This window comes from Luteimonas yindakuii, assembly GCF_004803715.2.
GTDB lineage: Bacteria > Pseudomonadota > Gammaproteobacteria > Xanthomonadales > Xanthomonadaceae > Luteimonas > Luteimonas yindakuii.
In genome coordinates this window covers 2,640,508-2,655,514 of the sequence record NZ_CP039383.2, presented here as the reverse complement: position 1 = coordinate 2,655,514, position 15,007 = coordinate 2,640,508, and the positions used below count along the sequence as shown (strand labels likewise).

Sequence of the window (15,007 nt, the reverse complement as noted above, 5' to 3'; positions counted from 1 at the left end):
TGATCCTGCGCGGCGCAGGGTGGCGGCACTGGCTCACCGCCACCACCGGAGACGCACGATGACCACGCCGCAGACGCCGGACAGCATGAAGAAGTCACAGCAGGAGAAGGCCCCCGCGCGGACACCACGCGAGCAGGATGCCGGGAAGCTGTCGAACCCGGGCGAGGGCGACAAGTCACAGAAGCGCCAAGGCGGGCACTGACCACGCGACGGCCGCCGGCGGTCGCTAGAACTCCGCCTGGCCCGGCAGCAGGGCGCGCAGCTCGGCGTCGGTGAGGTTGCGCCACTGCCCGGGCTTCAGGTGCGCCAGCTTCACCGGCCCGATGCGCACGCGGATCAGCTGCTTCACCCGCAGGTTGAAGTGCGCGGCCATCAGCCGGACCTGGCGGTTGAGGCCCTGCACCAGGGTGATGCGGAAGCCGAACCTGCCGAGCGGGCCGGTGCGGCAGGGCAGGGTGGTCTGCCCGTGCACCGGCACGCCGCGCGCCATCCCGCGCAGGATGTCGGGGGTGACCGGGTGGTTCACGGTCACCAGGTATTCCTTTTCCAGCTTGTTCTCGGCGCGCAGGATCGCGTTGACGATGTCGCCGTTGCTGGTCATCAGGATCAGCCCTTCGGAATCCTTGTCGAGCCGGCCGATCGGGAAGATGCGCTCGCGGTGGTCGACGAAGTCGACGATGTTGCCCTTCACCGATGACTCGGTGGTGCAGGTGATGCCGACCGGCTTGTGCAGCGCGATGTAGACATGCCGGCGCTTGCCCGGCGCGGCCGTGCGCTGCTGCAGCGGCTGGCCGTCGATCATCACGGTGTCGCCTTCGCCGACTTCCGAGCCCACCCGGCCGCGCTGGCCGTTCACCGTCACCCGGCCCTCGGCGATCAGCCGGTCGGCCTCGCGCCGCGAGCAGTAGCCGGTGTCGCTGATGTGCTTGTTCAGGCGCATGGTGGCGTGGGTCACCCGGGTCGCGAAAGGCGCGCAGTCTGGCAGATGCCGCGTGCGCGGTCATTGTCGGGACAACAAAAAACCCCGGACTTTCGCCCGGGGTTTTCGTCACCGCTTGCGCGGTAAGGTCGAGTGGATTACTCGGCCTGGACTTCTTCGGCCTGCAGGCCCTTCTGGCCCTGCGCAACCTTGAACGAGACCTTCTGGCCTTCCTGGAGCGACTTGAAGCCGCTGCCCTGGATCGAACGGAAGTGGACGAACAGGTCGTCACCGCTCTGCGGGGTGATGAAGCCGAAGCCCTTGGCGTCGTTGAACCACTTGACGGTACCGATTTGACGATCAGACATGGTGTTACTCCTTGGATCAGTTTGAGGATGCACGGCCCGCGGTGTGCGGTGCCGGACTGTATCGAGCAAGGGGTAACGCGAAGCGATGGAGCGGATCGTCTGGAAAGGCCGCCTTCGCGACCCTGGAACCTGTGATCAACCGCATCGGAGCCACGATGTACCGTGATCCCGCTTTGAACAGTGGGTGCACCTTAGCGCACTTCCGGGCCGGTGGGTGGAATTTGTTCGGGCGCGCTTTCCGGCCATGTCTTCGGATTCATCGAGGTGACGATCCTGGCCGTCCTAGGCCTCCGCGGCGATCACCTCGTCCAGGCGATCGGACGACACCATGTAGCCGGCGTCCTCGATCGCGGCGCGTACGTCCAGCAGCTGCACCTCGAGCTCCGCGAGTTCGTCCGCCTCCGCCACGGCGACGATATGGATGCAGCGTGCGTTGAACCACTCCCAGAACTGGCGGAACGTCCTGCCGTGCCAGTGTTCGTGGCGGATGCCGGTATAGAGCTCGCTGACGGCGATGGTGAGCTGGTCGCGCATGGCGGCTCCGGATGCTGGGGATGGCGATTGTGCCCGGTCGCACCGCGTGACCTGCGATCATGCGCGCATGACCGAAACGCTCCCGTTCACCAATCTCGCCATTCCGCCCGCCCTGCTGCAGGGTGTGGAGGCGCTGGGCTACACCACGATGACGCCGGTGCAGGCGCAGTCGCTGCCCGCCATCCTCGAAGGGCGCGACGTGATCGCGCAGGCGCCGACCGGCAGCGGCAAGACCGCGGCGTTCGGGCTCGGACTGCTGGCGCGGCTGGATCCCGCGCGCATCAAGACCCAGGCGCTGGTGCTGTGCCCGACGCGCGAACTCGCCGACCAGGTCGGCAAGCAGCTGCGCAGACTCGCCGTCGGTATTCCGAACCTCAAGGTGTCGATCCTGTGCGGCGGGATTCCGCTCGGCCCGCAGCTGGCGTCGCTGACCCACGATCCGCACGTGGTGGTCGGCACGCCCGGGCGCATCCAGGAGCTGGTGAAGAAGAAGGCGTTGCATCTGGATGGCGTGCGCACGCTGGTGCTCGACGAGGCCGACCGCATGCTCGACATGGGCTTCGAGGAAGCGATCCGCGACATCGCCAGGCGCGTGCCGAAGGATCGCCAGGGCCTGCTGTTCTCGGCCACGTTCCCCGAGGCAATCCGCGCGCTGGCCAATGCGATGCTGCGCGACGCGCAGGAGATCAGCGTCGATGGCGGCGCGCAGCCGGCGACCATCGCGCAGCTGTTCTTCGAGGTCGAACCTGCACGGCGTGCGCCGGCGTTGGCGGCACTGCTGCTGCGCTTCCAGCCGGAATCGACGGTGGTGTTCTGCAATACGCGCGCCGATACCGTGGAAGTGGTCGGTTCGCTGACCCACTACGGCTTCACCGCGCTGGCCCTGCACGGCGACATGGAGCAGCGCGACCGCGACGAGGTACTGGTGCAGTTCGCCAACCGCAGCTGCAGCGTGCTGGTGGCCAGCGACGTCGCCGCGCGCGGGCTCGATGTCGAGGACATCGGCGCGGTGGTGAACTATGAGTTGCCCACCGACGCCGACACCTACCTGCACCGCATCGGCCGCACCGGGCGCGCCGGCCGCGACGGCCTTGCGCTGAGCCTGTGCACGCCGCGCGAGTTGCCGCGCGCGACGATGATCGAGGAGCGGCAGGGCCAGCCGCTGCGCTGGGAAACGCTGCAGCCGCTGTCGGGCAGGGCCGCCAACGTGCCACCGGCGGCCATGGCCACGCTGCGCATCGATGCCGGCCGCACCGACAAGCTGCGCGCCGGCGACATCGTTGGTGCGCTGACCGGCGAGGTGAAGCTGCACAAGGATGCGATCGGCAGGATCGACGTGTTCGCCACCCGCAGCTATGTCGCCATCGCGCGTCGGCAGGCAGACAACGCACTGGCGGCATTGCGCCAGGGAAAGATCAAGGGGCGGAAATTCCGCGTCAACCGGCTGTAGGCGCATGCCGTGCGAAGCGGTGAGGTGGATCGTGATGGACATCGAAGACGACTACCGGCCTATCAGCTGCGACTTCCACGACATCCTGGAAGCCGCCGCGACACTTCGGAAGCCGGTGACAGTCGAGTTCCGTGATGCGCAGGCCGGCATCCAGCACCGGCAAGCGCGGATCGCGGATCTCGAGACCCGTGCCGACGGCGAGTACATGCGGCTCGACACCGGCGAGAGCATCCGCTTCGACCGTATCGTGTCCATCGACGGCATCCGCCTCGCCGACTTTCGACCCTGAACCGCGGCAGCGGGATCACCTCGGGTCGGCCCCAGTTTCGACATCGGGTGCTGATGCCTAGTCTGCTGCGCGTCCATCCGGAGCCTTCCGATGCTCGACGCGATCAACCCGCTGGCACAATCGCCGCTGCACGCCCTGCAGGCCACGAAGCCGATGTCCGCACTCGATGCGGCGGCCTCCGGTCACGATCTCGGTCGCCATCTCGCGGACCTCGCGGACAGCGGCGAGCTGCCCGCGTTCCTAGGCCAGACCGATGACGCCATCGCGCTTGCCACGCAATCGCCGGTGTTCGGCGAGCAGCTCGATCCGCTGCTGGGCCGCATCCAGACCGCGCTCGAGGACATGCCGACGCGCGGGCTCGACGCTGCCACGCGCCAGACACTGGAAGCCACCATCGAACGCCTGGGCGAGCACCTTGGAACCGATGGCCCGGACGCTCCCGACGGCACCGGCCAGGTGCCCGGGGGCGGGCTGGAAGCGCACGAGGACGTCGGCGGCCATCTGATCGAGCGCCATGTCGGCAAGAGCGAGCAGTGGCTGGTCGACCGCGTGCGCCGCGAGAACATCAGTGCCGCGTCCAGCTTCGTCGACCTGCCCGCCGCCGAGCACTTCGTGTCGGCGACCATCGGCGAACACCAGGATCGCATCGATGCCTGGCTCGACGGCCAGGGCGGCAACCGCCTGGTGGTGGATGCACGCTTCGATGCGAGCACCGGCATCTCGGTGAAGCGCGGCGACAGCGACGCCACCGATGTGTATTCGGTGCGGCTGGTGCTGGAGCGGTCGGACCGCCTCGACATCGGCTATAGAATCGTCACCGGTTACCCGACACCGCCCTGAGTCCGTGCCGATGAGCGACTACCCGCAGCTCGAGAACTTCCTTGCCGCCTATTTCCACCAGGACTGGCAGACCGAACATGCCAAGCCCGAGGGCGTGATCGACTACTACCGGGAATCGGAATCGCCGGCGCAGGTGGAGGCGGCCGCCGAGGACATCGCGCGGCTGCTGTCGCACGACCATGACGAAGCGACGCTGGCCACGATCGCGCGGGGAATGGGCTGCGAGTACGACCCGACCGAGGACGGCGCGACCTGGCGCGCGTGGCTCGGGCGGGTGTACGGCCTGCTGCTCGGCAACGGCTGATCGCCAACACGTCACTCCCGCGCGGGCGGAAGTCCTGACCAGCGCGTCCTGGGGTTTGCAGCCGCCTTCAGCGCACCAGCTGCAGGAAATGCATATGGCGCTGGTACTGGTCGAGCACGTCGTGGATCAGTGCCTCGCGGCGCCAGCCCATCACGTCGTAGCCCTGGCCGCCTTCGCGCAGGTGCACTTCGGCGCGGTAGTCGACGTCGCCGGCGGGATGCTGCTGCCGGCGCGGATCGGACAGGATGAAGCTCGGCGGTTCGTAGGCCTGCGGGCGCACCGAGTAGAAGAAGTCCATTTCCTCGCCGTGGCCGACCTCCACCCACACGCGCCCGTCGTCGCCTGACGCGACGCGCGCGTCGAGCCCCTGCCGGCGCAGTTCCTGCGCGACTTCCTCCAGCGCCGGGCGCACCTGGGCTTCGATGAACCCGCCCACTTCCGCCAGGGTCGGATGACGCACCAGCGCCTGCAGCCGGGCCTTCCAGTTCTCGCCGCCGAGGCCCGCCGGCAGCAGCCGCGCCTCGCGCGTGCTGCGCTGCTTGACCATTTCCAGCTGCATCGCCCGCAGCACGCCCCAGCACATCAGGATCATCACCACGGTGAAGGGCAGCGCGCTGGCGATGGTGGCCGCCTGCAATGCGCCGAGGCCACCGGCGATCAGCAGTGCGATCGCCACCGCGCCCACCAGCAGCGCCCAGAAGATCCGCTGCCAGGTCGGTGACTGCTCCTCGCCTCGGCTGGTGAGCATGTCGATCACCAGCGAGCCGGAATCGGCCGAGGTCACGAAGAAGATCACCACCAACAGCACCGCCAGCCCGGAGGTGAGCGACGCCAGCGGGAACTCCTCGAGGAAGCGGAACAGCGCCACCGAGGTATCGGCGGCCACCGCGTCGGCGAGCCCGGCCACCCCCTGCACGATCACCAGGTGCAGTGCGGTGTTGCCGTACACCGTCATCCACAGGAAGGTGAAGCCAAGCGGCACCAGCAGCACGCCGAGCACGAATTCGCGCACCGTGCGGCCGCGCGAGATGCGCGCGATGAACATGCCCACGAACGGCGACCACGCGATCCACCAGCCCCAGTAGAACAGCGTCCAGCCGCCGAGCCAGCTGGTCGGCTCGTAGGCATAGAGGTTGAAGGTCATCGCGAACAGGCTGGAGATGTACATGCCGGTGTTCTGCACGAACGCCTGCAGCAGGTGCGTCGTCGGCCCGACCAGCAGCACGAACGTGAGCAGGGTCACCGCCATCAGCATGTTGAGCTCTGACAGCCGGCGCACGCCGCGGTCCAGCCCCGACACCACCGAACCGGTGGCGATCAGCGTGATCACCGTGATCAGTACCACCTGCATGGTCACGTTGACCTCGAGACCGAACAGGTAGCTCAGGCCGGTATTGATCTGGATGACGCCCAGGCCCAGCGAGGTGGCCAGGCCGAAGATAGTGCCCAGCACCGCGAAGGTATCGACCGCATGCCCGACCGGGCCGTGGATGCGCTCGCCGATCAGCGGATAGAGCGCGGAGCGGATGCGCAGCGGCAGGCCATGGCGATAGGCGAAGTACGCCAGCGACAGCGCGACCACCGCGTAGATCGCCCACGCATGCACGCCCCAGTGGAAGAAGGTGATGCGCATCGCGCTGCGCGCCGCGGCGATCGTGCGCGCATCGCCAACCGGCGGATCGGCGTAATGCATGATCGGCTCGGCCACGCCGAAGAACATCAGGCCGATGCCCATGCCGGCCGCGAACAGCATCGCGAACCAGGTGCGGTAGCTGTAGTCGGGGCGACTGTGTTCCGGCCCCAGGCGCAGCCGGCCGAAGCCGCTGATCGCCACGCCGACCACGAACACCAGGAAACCGGCCACCGCGGCGATGGTGAACCAGCCGGCGTCGTCGGCCACCCAGCGCTGCGCGCCCTGGAACATGGCCTCCATCCGGATCGGGATGACGAACGACAGCAGCACCAGCAGCAGCACCAGCCCCGCCGACGGCAGGAACACCGGCCACAGCACATGCGCGAACCGTCCCTGCGGTGCGGGGGTCTGGTCAGGCTGGTCCATGGTGGGCCTCGCGGTCATGGTGGCGTCCGGCCCATGATGCGCGGACGGCGTGGTGCGGGCGTGTGGATGGCGCCGCGGCCATCAGAAGTAGAACCCGACATTGATGTTCAACCGCGAGCGCCAGCGGTCGGAGCCCGGCTCGTCGACCCCGATGCCGGCGCCGCCGGCAAACCACATGTTCCTGCCGGCGATCCAGTCGACATAGGTCAGCATCGGCCCCTTGGCGAGGCTGCACCCGGTGACGTTCTGCCAGGAATCGCGCAGGCCCGGGTCGTCGCGCACGGGCAGGGTGGCGCTGAGATTGTTGTAGCAGGTGACAGCATCGAACCAGCCCGTGCGCTGCAGCGCCCAGGCGACGTTGACGCTGGGCACGTCGGCCTCGGCGGCGATCTCGAACGGGGCCATGAAGGCGGACATCGCGATGCGCGGCCCGTCGACGGCATAACGGTAGCGCGCCCACTGCAGCTCGACGGTGGCCGCTCCCCGGGTCCAGCGTGCATGCATGGCGGCCGCCTGGTGCGCGTGGCGTCTGTCGTCGTCGCGGCGTTGCACATGGCCGGCGAACGCCGAGATCCCGGTGGCCAGCACGCCGCCCCGCCACGTGCCGGTGTGCTCGTACCGTGCGACCACACGCTCGCGTTCGCGGTAGGGCAGGGCGTCGGTGGTGGCCACATCGAAGGAGTAGCGGTCGTAGCGCGCGCCGTTTCCGTACTCGTCGCCCGCGAACACGCCCAGGTGCACGACGCGCGTGCCGCTGTCGTGCTGCCAGACCACGCCGGGGTCGTAATCGTCCTCGATGCCGAGGTAATAGCCGGAGCCGAACCAGAAGCTGTGCGACGCCTGCGGCAGCAGCCCGAACGGCACCTGTTGCACGCCGACGCGCAGGTGGTTTGCGTCGTCGGGACGCCAGCCGGCCCACGCGTGGTGGATGGCGTCGAAGCCGTCGTACCAGCGGTACTGCGCCGAGTAGTCGAAGCGCCCGACCGTGCCCCGTGCATCGAGGCGGACCAGTTCGGGCTCGAAGCCGGTCGACGGGCCATAGTCCAGCCATCCGTAGCTGAAGCGCACCGCCCCGCCGGGGTCGAAGGCGCGCGCGACGTCGGCTGCATGTATCGGCAGGGTGGTCGCGACGAGCGCTGCGCACAGCAGCGATGTACGGATGACCCGGACCACTGCGCCTCCTCCATGCATGCCGGAACGGGGGGCATGGCCTGCGCGACGCCCCGCCGTGGACGGCAACGGCACGATGCGCATCCACGCGTCGGGGCGACGTGACGCGTACACATTGGCTCATGCCACGTCCGCGCGCACGTGGGCTAACCTGCGCTGCCACGTCACCCGGTCCCGCCATGCGCAAGCTGTTGCTGTCCGTCTGTGTCCTCGCCGTGCCGCTGCTGCTCGCCGCCTGCGCTGGCGGCGCGTTGCGTATCGACGACAGCCATCCCGCAGCCGTGCAGGCCAGTCGCGTGCAGCACCTGGTGCTGCATTACACGGTGGCCGATTTCGACGGGTCGCTGGACATCCTCACCGGCCACGAGCGCGGCGTGTCGGCGCATTACCTGGTCAGCGACGAACCGGTGCGCATCTACCGGCTGGTGCCGGAAGAGCGGATGGCGCGGCACGCCGGCGACAGCTACTGGAACGGCGCGAGTGCGCTCAACGCCTCATCGATCGGCATCGAGATCGTCAACGCGGGTTGGGTGGATACAGCGGGGGGGCGGGTGTATGCGCCGTACCCGCAGGCGCAGGTCGATGCGGTGATCGCGCTGGTACGCGACATCGTCGACCGCCATGACATCGCGCCATCACGCGTGCTCGGCCATGCCGACATCGCCCCGGGGCGCAAGCAGGATCCGGGGCCGATGTTCCCGTGGAAGCAGTTGGCCGATGCGGGGCTGGTGCCGTGGCCGGATCCGCAGCAGGTGGCCCAGCGGCTGGCCGAGTACGGGGTGCGGCCGCTGCCGGATATCGACTGGTTCCAGCAGCGGCTGGAGGCGGTGGGCTATCGAGTGCCGCGCAGCGGCGAGCTGGACGAGGCCACTCGCCAGGTCATCGGCACGTTCCAGATGAAGTACCGCCCCGCCGGCATCGATGGCACGCCCGATGCGGAAACCGCCGCGCTGCTGGACGTGGTGTCCACGCCGGGCGGCATGCTGGTGGCGAACCCGCAGCTGCCCTGAAACCGCAGCGGCACCGGCGACGCGGCTGCGCGCTTACTCGCCCTGGTACTGCTTTTCCTCGACCAGGGCGGAGCCGGCCACGCGGTTGATCTCGTTCTTGACCTGCACCCGCTCGCCGTTGGTGGCGTAGACGCCGCGTGCGAGCTCGATGAAGCGGTCGTCGAAACGCTGCGCGGCCTCGCACTCGCGCAGGGCGTCCTGGATCTCCCACATGCGCGCATTGATCGCATGCAGCCGGGTCTTCAGTTCGCCAAGCACCGGCCGCCGCGACTGCTGTGCTTCCCACAGCGGCAGCAGGCCGTCGAGCTCCGCGCGCACGTTGCCGCGCTTGGCTTCGTCGTCGATGCGCTCGGCCTTGAGCTCGAGGATGGTGATCTTGTCGACGAGCTCGCCGATGGAGACGGGGGTGAGGATGGTGTGCATCGCGAAAGCAGCGGCGGGGGACGCGTCATGATAGCCGCCGGGGCGCCCCACGGCATGGCGGCGGCGCGCTGCAACGGGTGCGCGCACAGGGGCGGTTGAGCACACCGGTGGAGCCGCCTGCACCGCGGCGACATACTGCGCCGGTCTCTGCTCGGGAATGTTCCGCATGGCTGGATCCGGCTGGTCACGTCGCGAAGTGCTCGCGGCATTCGGCGCCGCGGGCGCCTGCGCCTTGCTGCCAGCGGCCCGCGCCGGCGCGCCGCCGGCGTTGCTGCTGCGCGATGTGCGCCTGGTCGACGGCACCGGTGCGCCGGCACGCGCCGCCGACGTGCTGGTGCAGGACGGGCGCATCGCCGTGATCGGTCGCGCAGGCGCGCGTGCACCGCGCGGTGCGCGGGTGGTGGAGGGCGGTGGCCGCGTGCTCGCGCCCGGCTTCATCGACCTGCACGTGCATGGCGACCCGCTCGATGCCTCGTATGCCAGCTACCTCGCGATGGGCGTCACCACCGTGGTGCTCGGGCAGGACGGCAGCAGCCCGGCCGGTGCGGCGGCGGCAGGTGGTCTGCGGGGCTGGCTCGAGGCGGTCGAGCAGGCCGGTCCGGATATCAATGTGGCGGCACTCGCCGGCCACGGCACGCTGCGCCGGCAGGCCGGTATCGCCGACGACACGCGCGATCCCGGCGAGGCCGACATCGCACGGATGCGCGCGCTGCTGGTCGCCGACCTCGAAGCGGGCGCATTCGGCATGTCCACCGGCCTGGAATACGTGCCCGGCATGTACGCCGGCGCGGCGGAGCTCTCCGCGCTCGCCAGCGTCGTGGCCGCGCGTGACGGCGTGGCGATGAGCCACATGCGGTCGGAAGACGACGACCGGGTGGAGGCCTCGTTGCGCGAACATATCGAGGCCAGCCGGCCGGCGCGGACCCATGTGTCGCACCTCAAGGTCGTCTACGGCCACGGCGAATCGCGTGCGCAGCGGTTGCTGGCTGCGCTCGATACGCAGCGCCGCGCGGGCGTCGAACTGACCGCCGACGCCTATCCCTACGTCGCCAGCTACACCGGTGTCGGCATCCTGTTCCCCGACTGGGCGCTGCCGCCGCACGACTATGCGCAGGTGCTGGCGACGCGGCGCGACGAACTGCGCGCCGCGCTCGAACAGCGCATGACCCGCCGTGGCGGTCCCGACGCGCTGCTGTTCGGCAGCGGCCCGCATGCAGGGCGCACGCTGGCGCAGGTGGCCGCGGCGATGCAGCTGGCATTCGCCGACGCCCTGCTGGAGATCGGCCCCGGCGGCGGCAGTGCGGCGCACTTCGTCATGGACGGGGCCCTGCAGGCGCGGCTGCTGCAGGACCCGCACGTGGCCATCGCCAGTGACGGCGGCCCGGGCATGCGTCATCCGCGTGCGACCGGCACCTTCGCGCGCTGGATCGAGCAGTCCGTGGCCGGCGTGGTGCCACTGGAAGAAGCCGTGCGCAAGGCCACCGCACTGCCGGCGTCGATCCTGCGATTGCCCGACCGCGGCAGCGTGCGCGTTGGCGCGATCGCCGACCTGGTGCTGTTCGATCCTGCCCGCGTGCGTGCGCGTTCGGATTACGTCGATCCGTTCGCACACGCGGAAGGCTTCGACCTGGTGGTGCTCGCCGGCGTGCCGGTGTTCGAACAGGGCGAGCGCACCGCCACTGCGGGGCAGGTGCTGCGACATCCTGCGCGCAGCGGCTGAGCTGCGGCTGGCGCGGACTACTCCGGCAGCGCGTCCCAGAACACTTCGATGCGACGGCGCTGCGCCGCGTCAGGCAATGCGCCGCGGCCGGCGCCGAGGTTGTCCTCGAGATTCGACACCCGCGTGGTCCCGGGCAGCACCGCGGTGACCGCGGGATGGCCGAGGTTGTACTTCAGGAACAGCTGCGCCCAGCTCGACGCACCGGATTCAGCGGCCCAGTCCGGCAGCGGCACGTCCCTGACCCGGCCGAACAGGCTGCCGCGGCGGCCACCCAGCGGCACGTTGAGCACCACCGCGGTGCCGCGCTCCTGCGCGGCGGGGAACACGATGTCCTCGGCGGCGCGGTTGCCGAGCGAATAGTTCACCTGCACCACGTCGAGTGGATGCGCGCGGATCAGCGCCGCGGTTTCGGCGTGCTGTTCATTGTTGGAGGTGGTGATGCCGATATGGCGCAGGCGACCGGCCTGCTTCCATTCCAGCAGCGTCGGCAGGATGGCCTCGGCACCGTTGAGGTTGTGCACCATCATCAGGTCGATGGTGTCGGTGCGCAGATGCCGGAACGAGGCCTCCATCTGCGCGATGCCGGCGGCGACGTCACCGCCGGGCGCGGTCACCTTGGTGGCGATGAAGAAGCGCTCGCGCAGCCCGAGTTCTTCGATCAGCTCGCCCAGCACCGCTTCGGAATTGCGGTACGACGGCGCGGTGTCGATCACGCTGTTGGGCACCTGCGCGAGTCGCTGCAGGACCTCGCGCAACGGCGCCTTTTCTTCCGCCGTCTGCACGCCGTAGGCATTGGCGCCAAGCCCGACCACCGGGATGCGCTCGCCGCTCGACGGGATCGCACGCAGGATCGGCGCATCGTCGGCTGCCATGGTGGCGGCTCGCGCCCAGGTCGGCAGCGCCAGTGCGACGGTGGACATGGCCAGGCCCTGCAGCAGGCGGCGACGCTGCGGATCGCGGATCGATGCGTTCATCCGGGGTGGTCCGTGCGGGAGACGCCACGGATTCTTCCATCGCGGTGGCGTGCCGACAACACGACTGCCCCGCGACTGCGCGGCCACTGCGCCGACGCCTGGTCGTCGAACGCCCGTGTCCTGGTAGACCGATCGGGCGATGGCCGCACGCCTGTGGCGGGTCTCGGAAACACTGGTGGCGCCGCAGCTGCAGCCGTGGCCGCGCGCGCTGCGCGACTGACCGCTCACGCCCGCACTGCAACGATGCTGTCGATGAACACCACCGCCAACGTGCTGCATGTGGGTGCCACCGGCCTGGTCGGCCGCGAGGTGCTGGCGCGGCTGCTCGCCGCCCCGCGCGTGCAGCGCGTGGTCGCGCCCACGCGCCGGCCGCTCGCGGTCACGCACGCGAAGCTGGTCAATCCGGTGGTCGATTTCGATGCGTTGCCAGCGGCCGCCGACTGGTGGGCGGTGGACGCGGTGATCTGCACGCTCGGCACCACCATGCGTCAGGCCGGTTCGCGCGAAGCGTTCCGCCGCGTCGATCACGACTATCCGCTTGAGGTGGGGCGCCGTGCGCAGGCCGCGGGCGCACTCGTCTACGCCCTGAACTCGGCCGCGGGGGCCGATGCGCGCTCGCGGGTGTTCTACAGCCGGGTCAAGGGTGAACTGGAGCGCGCGCTCGAAACAATGGGGTTCGAGACGCTGGTGCTGGTACGGCCTGGCCTGATCGGCGGCGACCGCGCGGAGCACCGTGCCGGTGAAGCCGTCGCGGGCGCGGTGCTCGGGCTGCTGGGCCCGTTGCTGCCGCGCGCGTGGCGGATCAGCCCCGCCGCCAGGATCGCCGATGCGCTGGTCGACGCGGTGCTCGATGCGCGGCCCGGGTGCCATGTCATCGGCGCCGCCACGCTGGCGGGTTGAGCGATCACCGATCCGCTGCATGGGACACGGATGTCGGTCACCGCGGTGCCGGCGAACCGGGACCACCGGTCATGCCGCGGCTCAGTTGTTGCCGGCGGGCGCCCCATCCACGCGCACCAGCGACCAGCGACCCCACTGGTCTTCCACGCCATCGCCCGCGGTGCGTCCGGCGCCCGCGTCGGCGGCATAGCGATACAGCGGCTGGCCTTCGTAGGTGACATGGCGGGTGCCGTCATTGCGCGGCAGCGCGCCAGCGCCGCCCGATCCGATCCGCGGATCCGCGCGTGGCGTGGCCCCGTCGGCGAGCACCGGCGGCCAGGCTTCCTCGCAGGCGGCATCGCAGCGGTCACCGCCGATGTTGCCGTCGAGCACGTACAGCGCCTGGCCGGCGCCATCGGTGAGATAACCCGGGCCGGTGCCGTCACCGGCAATCGACAGCAGGGAACGGTCCTGCGTGCCGCCCTGGCCGGCAGCAGGCGCCGCCGCGGTCGGCGCCGTTCCCGCAGGCGTTGCGGTATCGGCGGCGGCGCCTGCGCGTGGCGACCCGGTGGAGGCGCCATCCTCAGGCGCACGGTCCTGGCAGGCGGTCACAAGAAGCAGCAGGGCAAGGACGGAACCGGACTTCAGGCATGCGGACATGGCGATTCCTGCGCAGGCGTGGGACGCCCGAGTGTCCGCAGCCGCGGCGCGAGCCGGCGTGAAGCCGCATCCGCCGCGTTGCGCAGCGCGGCCTTGCACGCCGGCCTAGAATGCGCGGCCCTGCAATGTGTCGAGCCGTGATGCCATCCCCACCCGCACGCCCGCGCGGCTGCCCATGATCCGGCTCGAACCCGACGTGGTGGTGGTGGGCGGCGGCGCTGCCGGCCTGCTGTGTGCGATGACCGCCGGCGCGCGCGGCCTGCGCGTGCTGGTGCTGGAAGGGTCGAACAGGGTCGGCAAGAAGATCCTGATGTCCGGCGGCGGCCGCTGCAATTTCACCAACACCGGCACCGGGCCCGACAACTACCTGTCGGCGAACCCGCATTTCGTGAAATCGGCGCTGGCGCGCTACACGCCCTGGCATTTCCTCGAGCTGGTCGAGCGCCACCGCATCGCCTGGCACGAGAAGGAGCTGGGCCAGCTGTTCTGCGACGACTCGTCCAAGCTCGTCGTGCGGATGCTGCTCGACGAATGCGCACGGGCCGGCGTGCGGGTGGAAACACAGGCCGCCATCGGGACCGTGGGGGTTGGCGACGACGGCCGCTTCGAGCTCGACTGCCGGCTCGGCCGCGTGCAGGCCACGCGGCTGGTGGTGGCCAGTGGCGGGTTGTCGATCCCGAGCCTGGGCGCCAGCGGCTTCGGCTACCGGCTGGCGGAACAGTTCGGCCACACGGTGCTGCCGACCCGCGCCGGCCTGGTGCCGCTGACGCTCAGCGGCAGGCACCAGGAGCGGATGGACGGCCTCGCCGGCGTGGCGTTCCCGGTGGAGGCACGCTGCAACGGCCAGGCATTCCGCAACGCGATGCTGGTGACCCATCGCGGCGTCAGCGGGCCGGCGATCCTGCAGATCTCCTCGTACTGGCAGCCCGGCGACGAGCTGCGCATCGACCTGCTGCCCGGGCACGACGTGGATGCGCTGCTGGCCGGCTGGCGCCATGACCGCCCCGATGCGGAATTGCGCACGCTCCTGGCCGAGGTGTTGCCGCGCCGCTTCGCGCAGCGCCTGGCCGAGGTATGGCTGCCGAGTCGGCCGATGCGCCAGTACAGCGCGCCGCAGCTGCGCGAAGCCGCCACCCTGTTGCGCGACTGGCCGCTGGTCGCCAGCGGCACCGAGGGCTACCGCACCGCCGAAGTCACCCTGGGGGGCATCGATACCCGCGAGGTGTCGTCGACGACGTTCGAATCGCGGCGCGTGCCGGGGCTGCATTTCATCGGCGAGGTGCTCGACGTCACCGGCTGGCTCGGCGGCTACAACTTCCAGTGGGCGTGGGCCTCCGCGCACGCGGCGGGCAGCGCATTCTGAGGCGCGTGTCCGCAACCCGCATGGCATGCTCTGGCGCCGCCACCC

The 15,007-nt window shown here is 69.9% G+C and carries 17 protein-coding genes; 9 read left to right on the top strand and 8 right to left on the bottom strand.

Translation table 11 applies throughout. The annotated features are described in order from the left end of the window. Positions 1 to 58: 58 nt before the first annotated feature. A complete protein-coding gene (locus E5843_RS14170; RefSeq protein ID WP_166816008.1) occupies positions 59 to 202 on the top strand; it encodes a hypothetical protein in 144 nt (47 codons plus the stop codon). A 24-nt stretch (positions 203 to 226) separates the two neighbouring features. Here the strand turns inward: E5843_RS14170 and E5843_RS12330 are convergent, their stop codons facing one another. The 3 genes from E5843_RS12330 to E5843_RS12320 form a co-directional block, all read right to left on the bottom strand. Beyond that, positions 227 to 940 (bottom strand): pseudouridine synthase, encoded by a 714-nt coding sequence (locus tag E5843_RS12330; RefSeq protein WP_136413103.1) that lies wholly within the window; start codon positions 938 to 940, stop codon positions 227 to 229. 137 nt (positions 941 to 1,077) lie between these two features. Continuing rightward, complete coding sequence (locus tag E5843_RS12325) at positions 1,078 to 1,287, bottom strand: cold-shock protein (RefSeq protein ID WP_134674212.1); 210 nt, start codon at positions 1,285 to 1,287, stop codon at positions 1,078 to 1,080. A gap of 282 nt (positions 1,288 to 1,569) precedes the next feature. Beyond that, positions 1,570 to 1,821 (bottom strand): hypothetical protein, encoded by a 252-nt coding sequence (locus E5843_RS12320; protein ID WP_136412795.1) that lies wholly within the window; start codon positions 1,819 to 1,821, stop codon positions 1,570 to 1,572. Between the two features lie 67 nt (positions 1,822 to 1,888). Between E5843_RS12320 and dbpA the strand changes: the two genes are divergently transcribed. From dbpA to E5843_RS12300, 4 genes are all read left to right on the top strand, one after another. Then, positions 1,889 to 3,271, top strand: a complete 1,383-nt coding sequence (dbpA, locus tag E5843_RS12315) for an ATP-dependent RNA helicase DbpA (protein WP_141066043.1) — start codon at positions 1,889 to 1,891, stop codon at positions 3,269 to 3,271. Between the two features lie 34 nt (positions 3,272 to 3,305). Continuing rightward, entirely contained in the window at positions 3,306 to 3,560 is a 255-nt protein-coding gene (locus tag E5843_RS12310) for a Rho-binding antiterminator (RefSeq protein ID WP_166816006.1), read from the top strand. Positions 3,561 to 3,650: 90 nt separating this feature from the next. Further along, positions 3,651 to 4,400: an RNase A-like domain-containing protein gene (locus E5843_RS12305; RefSeq protein WP_141066042.1), complete on the top strand. Its 750-nt coding sequence runs from the start codon at positions 3,651 to 3,653 to the stop codon at positions 4,398 to 4,400. Between the two features lie 10 nt (positions 4,401 to 4,410). Beyond that, positions 4,411 to 4,704 (top strand): contact-dependent growth inhibition system immunity protein, encoded by a 294-nt coding sequence (locus E5843_RS12300; protein ID WP_136412792.1) that lies wholly within the window; start codon positions 4,411 to 4,413, stop codon positions 4,702 to 4,704. A 67-nt stretch (positions 4,705 to 4,771) separates the two neighbouring features. Here E5843_RS12300 and E5843_RS12295 read toward each other — a convergent pair whose 3' ends face one another. Both E5843_RS12295 and E5843_RS12290 read right to left on the bottom strand, forming a co-directional pair. Continuing rightward, the gene (locus tag E5843_RS12295; protein ID WP_244240776.1) at positions 4,772 to 6,781 is read right to left on the bottom strand and encodes a BCCT family transporter; all 2,010 of its coding nucleotides are present in this window, start codon (positions 6,779 to 6,781) and stop codon (positions 4,772 to 4,774) included. 63 nt (positions 6,782 to 6,844) lie between these two features. Continuing rightward, positions 6,845 to 7,936 (bottom strand): hypothetical protein, encoded by a 1,092-nt coding sequence (locus tag E5843_RS12290; RefSeq protein WP_244240775.1) that lies wholly within the window; start codon positions 7,934 to 7,936, stop codon positions 6,845 to 6,847. A gap of 176 nt (positions 7,937 to 8,112) precedes the next feature. Here E5843_RS12290 and E5843_RS12285 point away from each other — a divergent pair, with 176 nt between their 5' ends. Continuing rightward, a complete protein-coding gene (locus E5843_RS12285; protein ID WP_136412791.1) occupies positions 8,113 to 8,943 on the top strand; it encodes an N-acetylmuramoyl-L-alanine amidase in 831 nt (276 codons plus the stop codon). Between the two features lie 33 nt (positions 8,944 to 8,976). On the opposite strand, the gene E5843_RS12280 is transcribed toward E5843_RS12285, so the two are convergent. Next, on the bottom strand, positions 8,977 to 9,366 hold the full coding sequence (locus E5843_RS12280; protein ID WP_136412790.1) for a DUF6165 family protein: 390 nt from the start codon (positions 9,364 to 9,366) through the stop codon (positions 8,977 to 8,979). Positions 9,367 to 9,532: 166 nt separating this feature from the next. Between E5843_RS12280 and E5843_RS12275 the strand changes: the two genes are divergently transcribed. Next, on the top strand, positions 9,533 to 11,086 hold the full coding sequence (locus tag E5843_RS12275) for an N-acyl-D-amino-acid deacylase family protein (protein ID WP_166816004.1): 1,554 nt from the start codon (positions 9,533 to 9,535) through the stop codon (positions 11,084 to 11,086). Positions 11,087 to 11,103: 17 nt separating this feature from the next. Here E5843_RS12275 and E5843_RS12270 read toward each other — a convergent pair whose 3' ends face one another. Beyond that, complete coding sequence (locus E5843_RS12270) at positions 11,104 to 12,060, bottom strand: aldo/keto reductase (protein WP_166816002.1); 957 nt, start codon at positions 12,058 to 12,060, stop codon at positions 11,104 to 11,106. A gap of 252 nt (positions 12,061 to 12,312) precedes the next feature. Here E5843_RS12270 and E5843_RS12265 point away from each other — a divergent pair, with 252 nt between their 5' ends. Then, positions 12,313 to 12,960: a Rossmann-fold NAD(P)-binding domain-containing protein gene (locus E5843_RS12265; protein ID WP_136412787.1), complete on the top strand. Its 648-nt coding sequence runs from the start codon at positions 12,313 to 12,315 to the stop codon at positions 12,958 to 12,960. Positions 12,961 to 13,041: 81 nt separating this feature from the next. Here the strand turns inward: E5843_RS12265 and E5843_RS12260 are convergent, their stop codons facing one another. After that, the gene (locus tag E5843_RS12260) at positions 13,042 to 13,599 is read right to left on the bottom strand and encodes a COG4315 family predicted lipoprotein (protein WP_136412786.1); all 558 of its coding nucleotides are present in this window, start codon (positions 13,597 to 13,599) and stop codon (positions 13,042 to 13,044) included. A 175-nt stretch (positions 13,600 to 13,774) separates the two neighbouring features. Between E5843_RS12260 and E5843_RS12255 the strand changes: the two genes are divergently transcribed. Further along, positions 13,775 to 14,962, top strand: a complete 1,188-nt coding sequence (locus E5843_RS12255) for a BaiN/RdsA family NAD(P)/FAD-dependent oxidoreductase (RefSeq protein ID WP_141066041.1) — start codon at positions 13,775 to 13,777, stop codon at positions 14,960 to 14,962. The last annotated feature ends 45 nt before the right edge of the window (positions 14,963 to 15,007 follow it).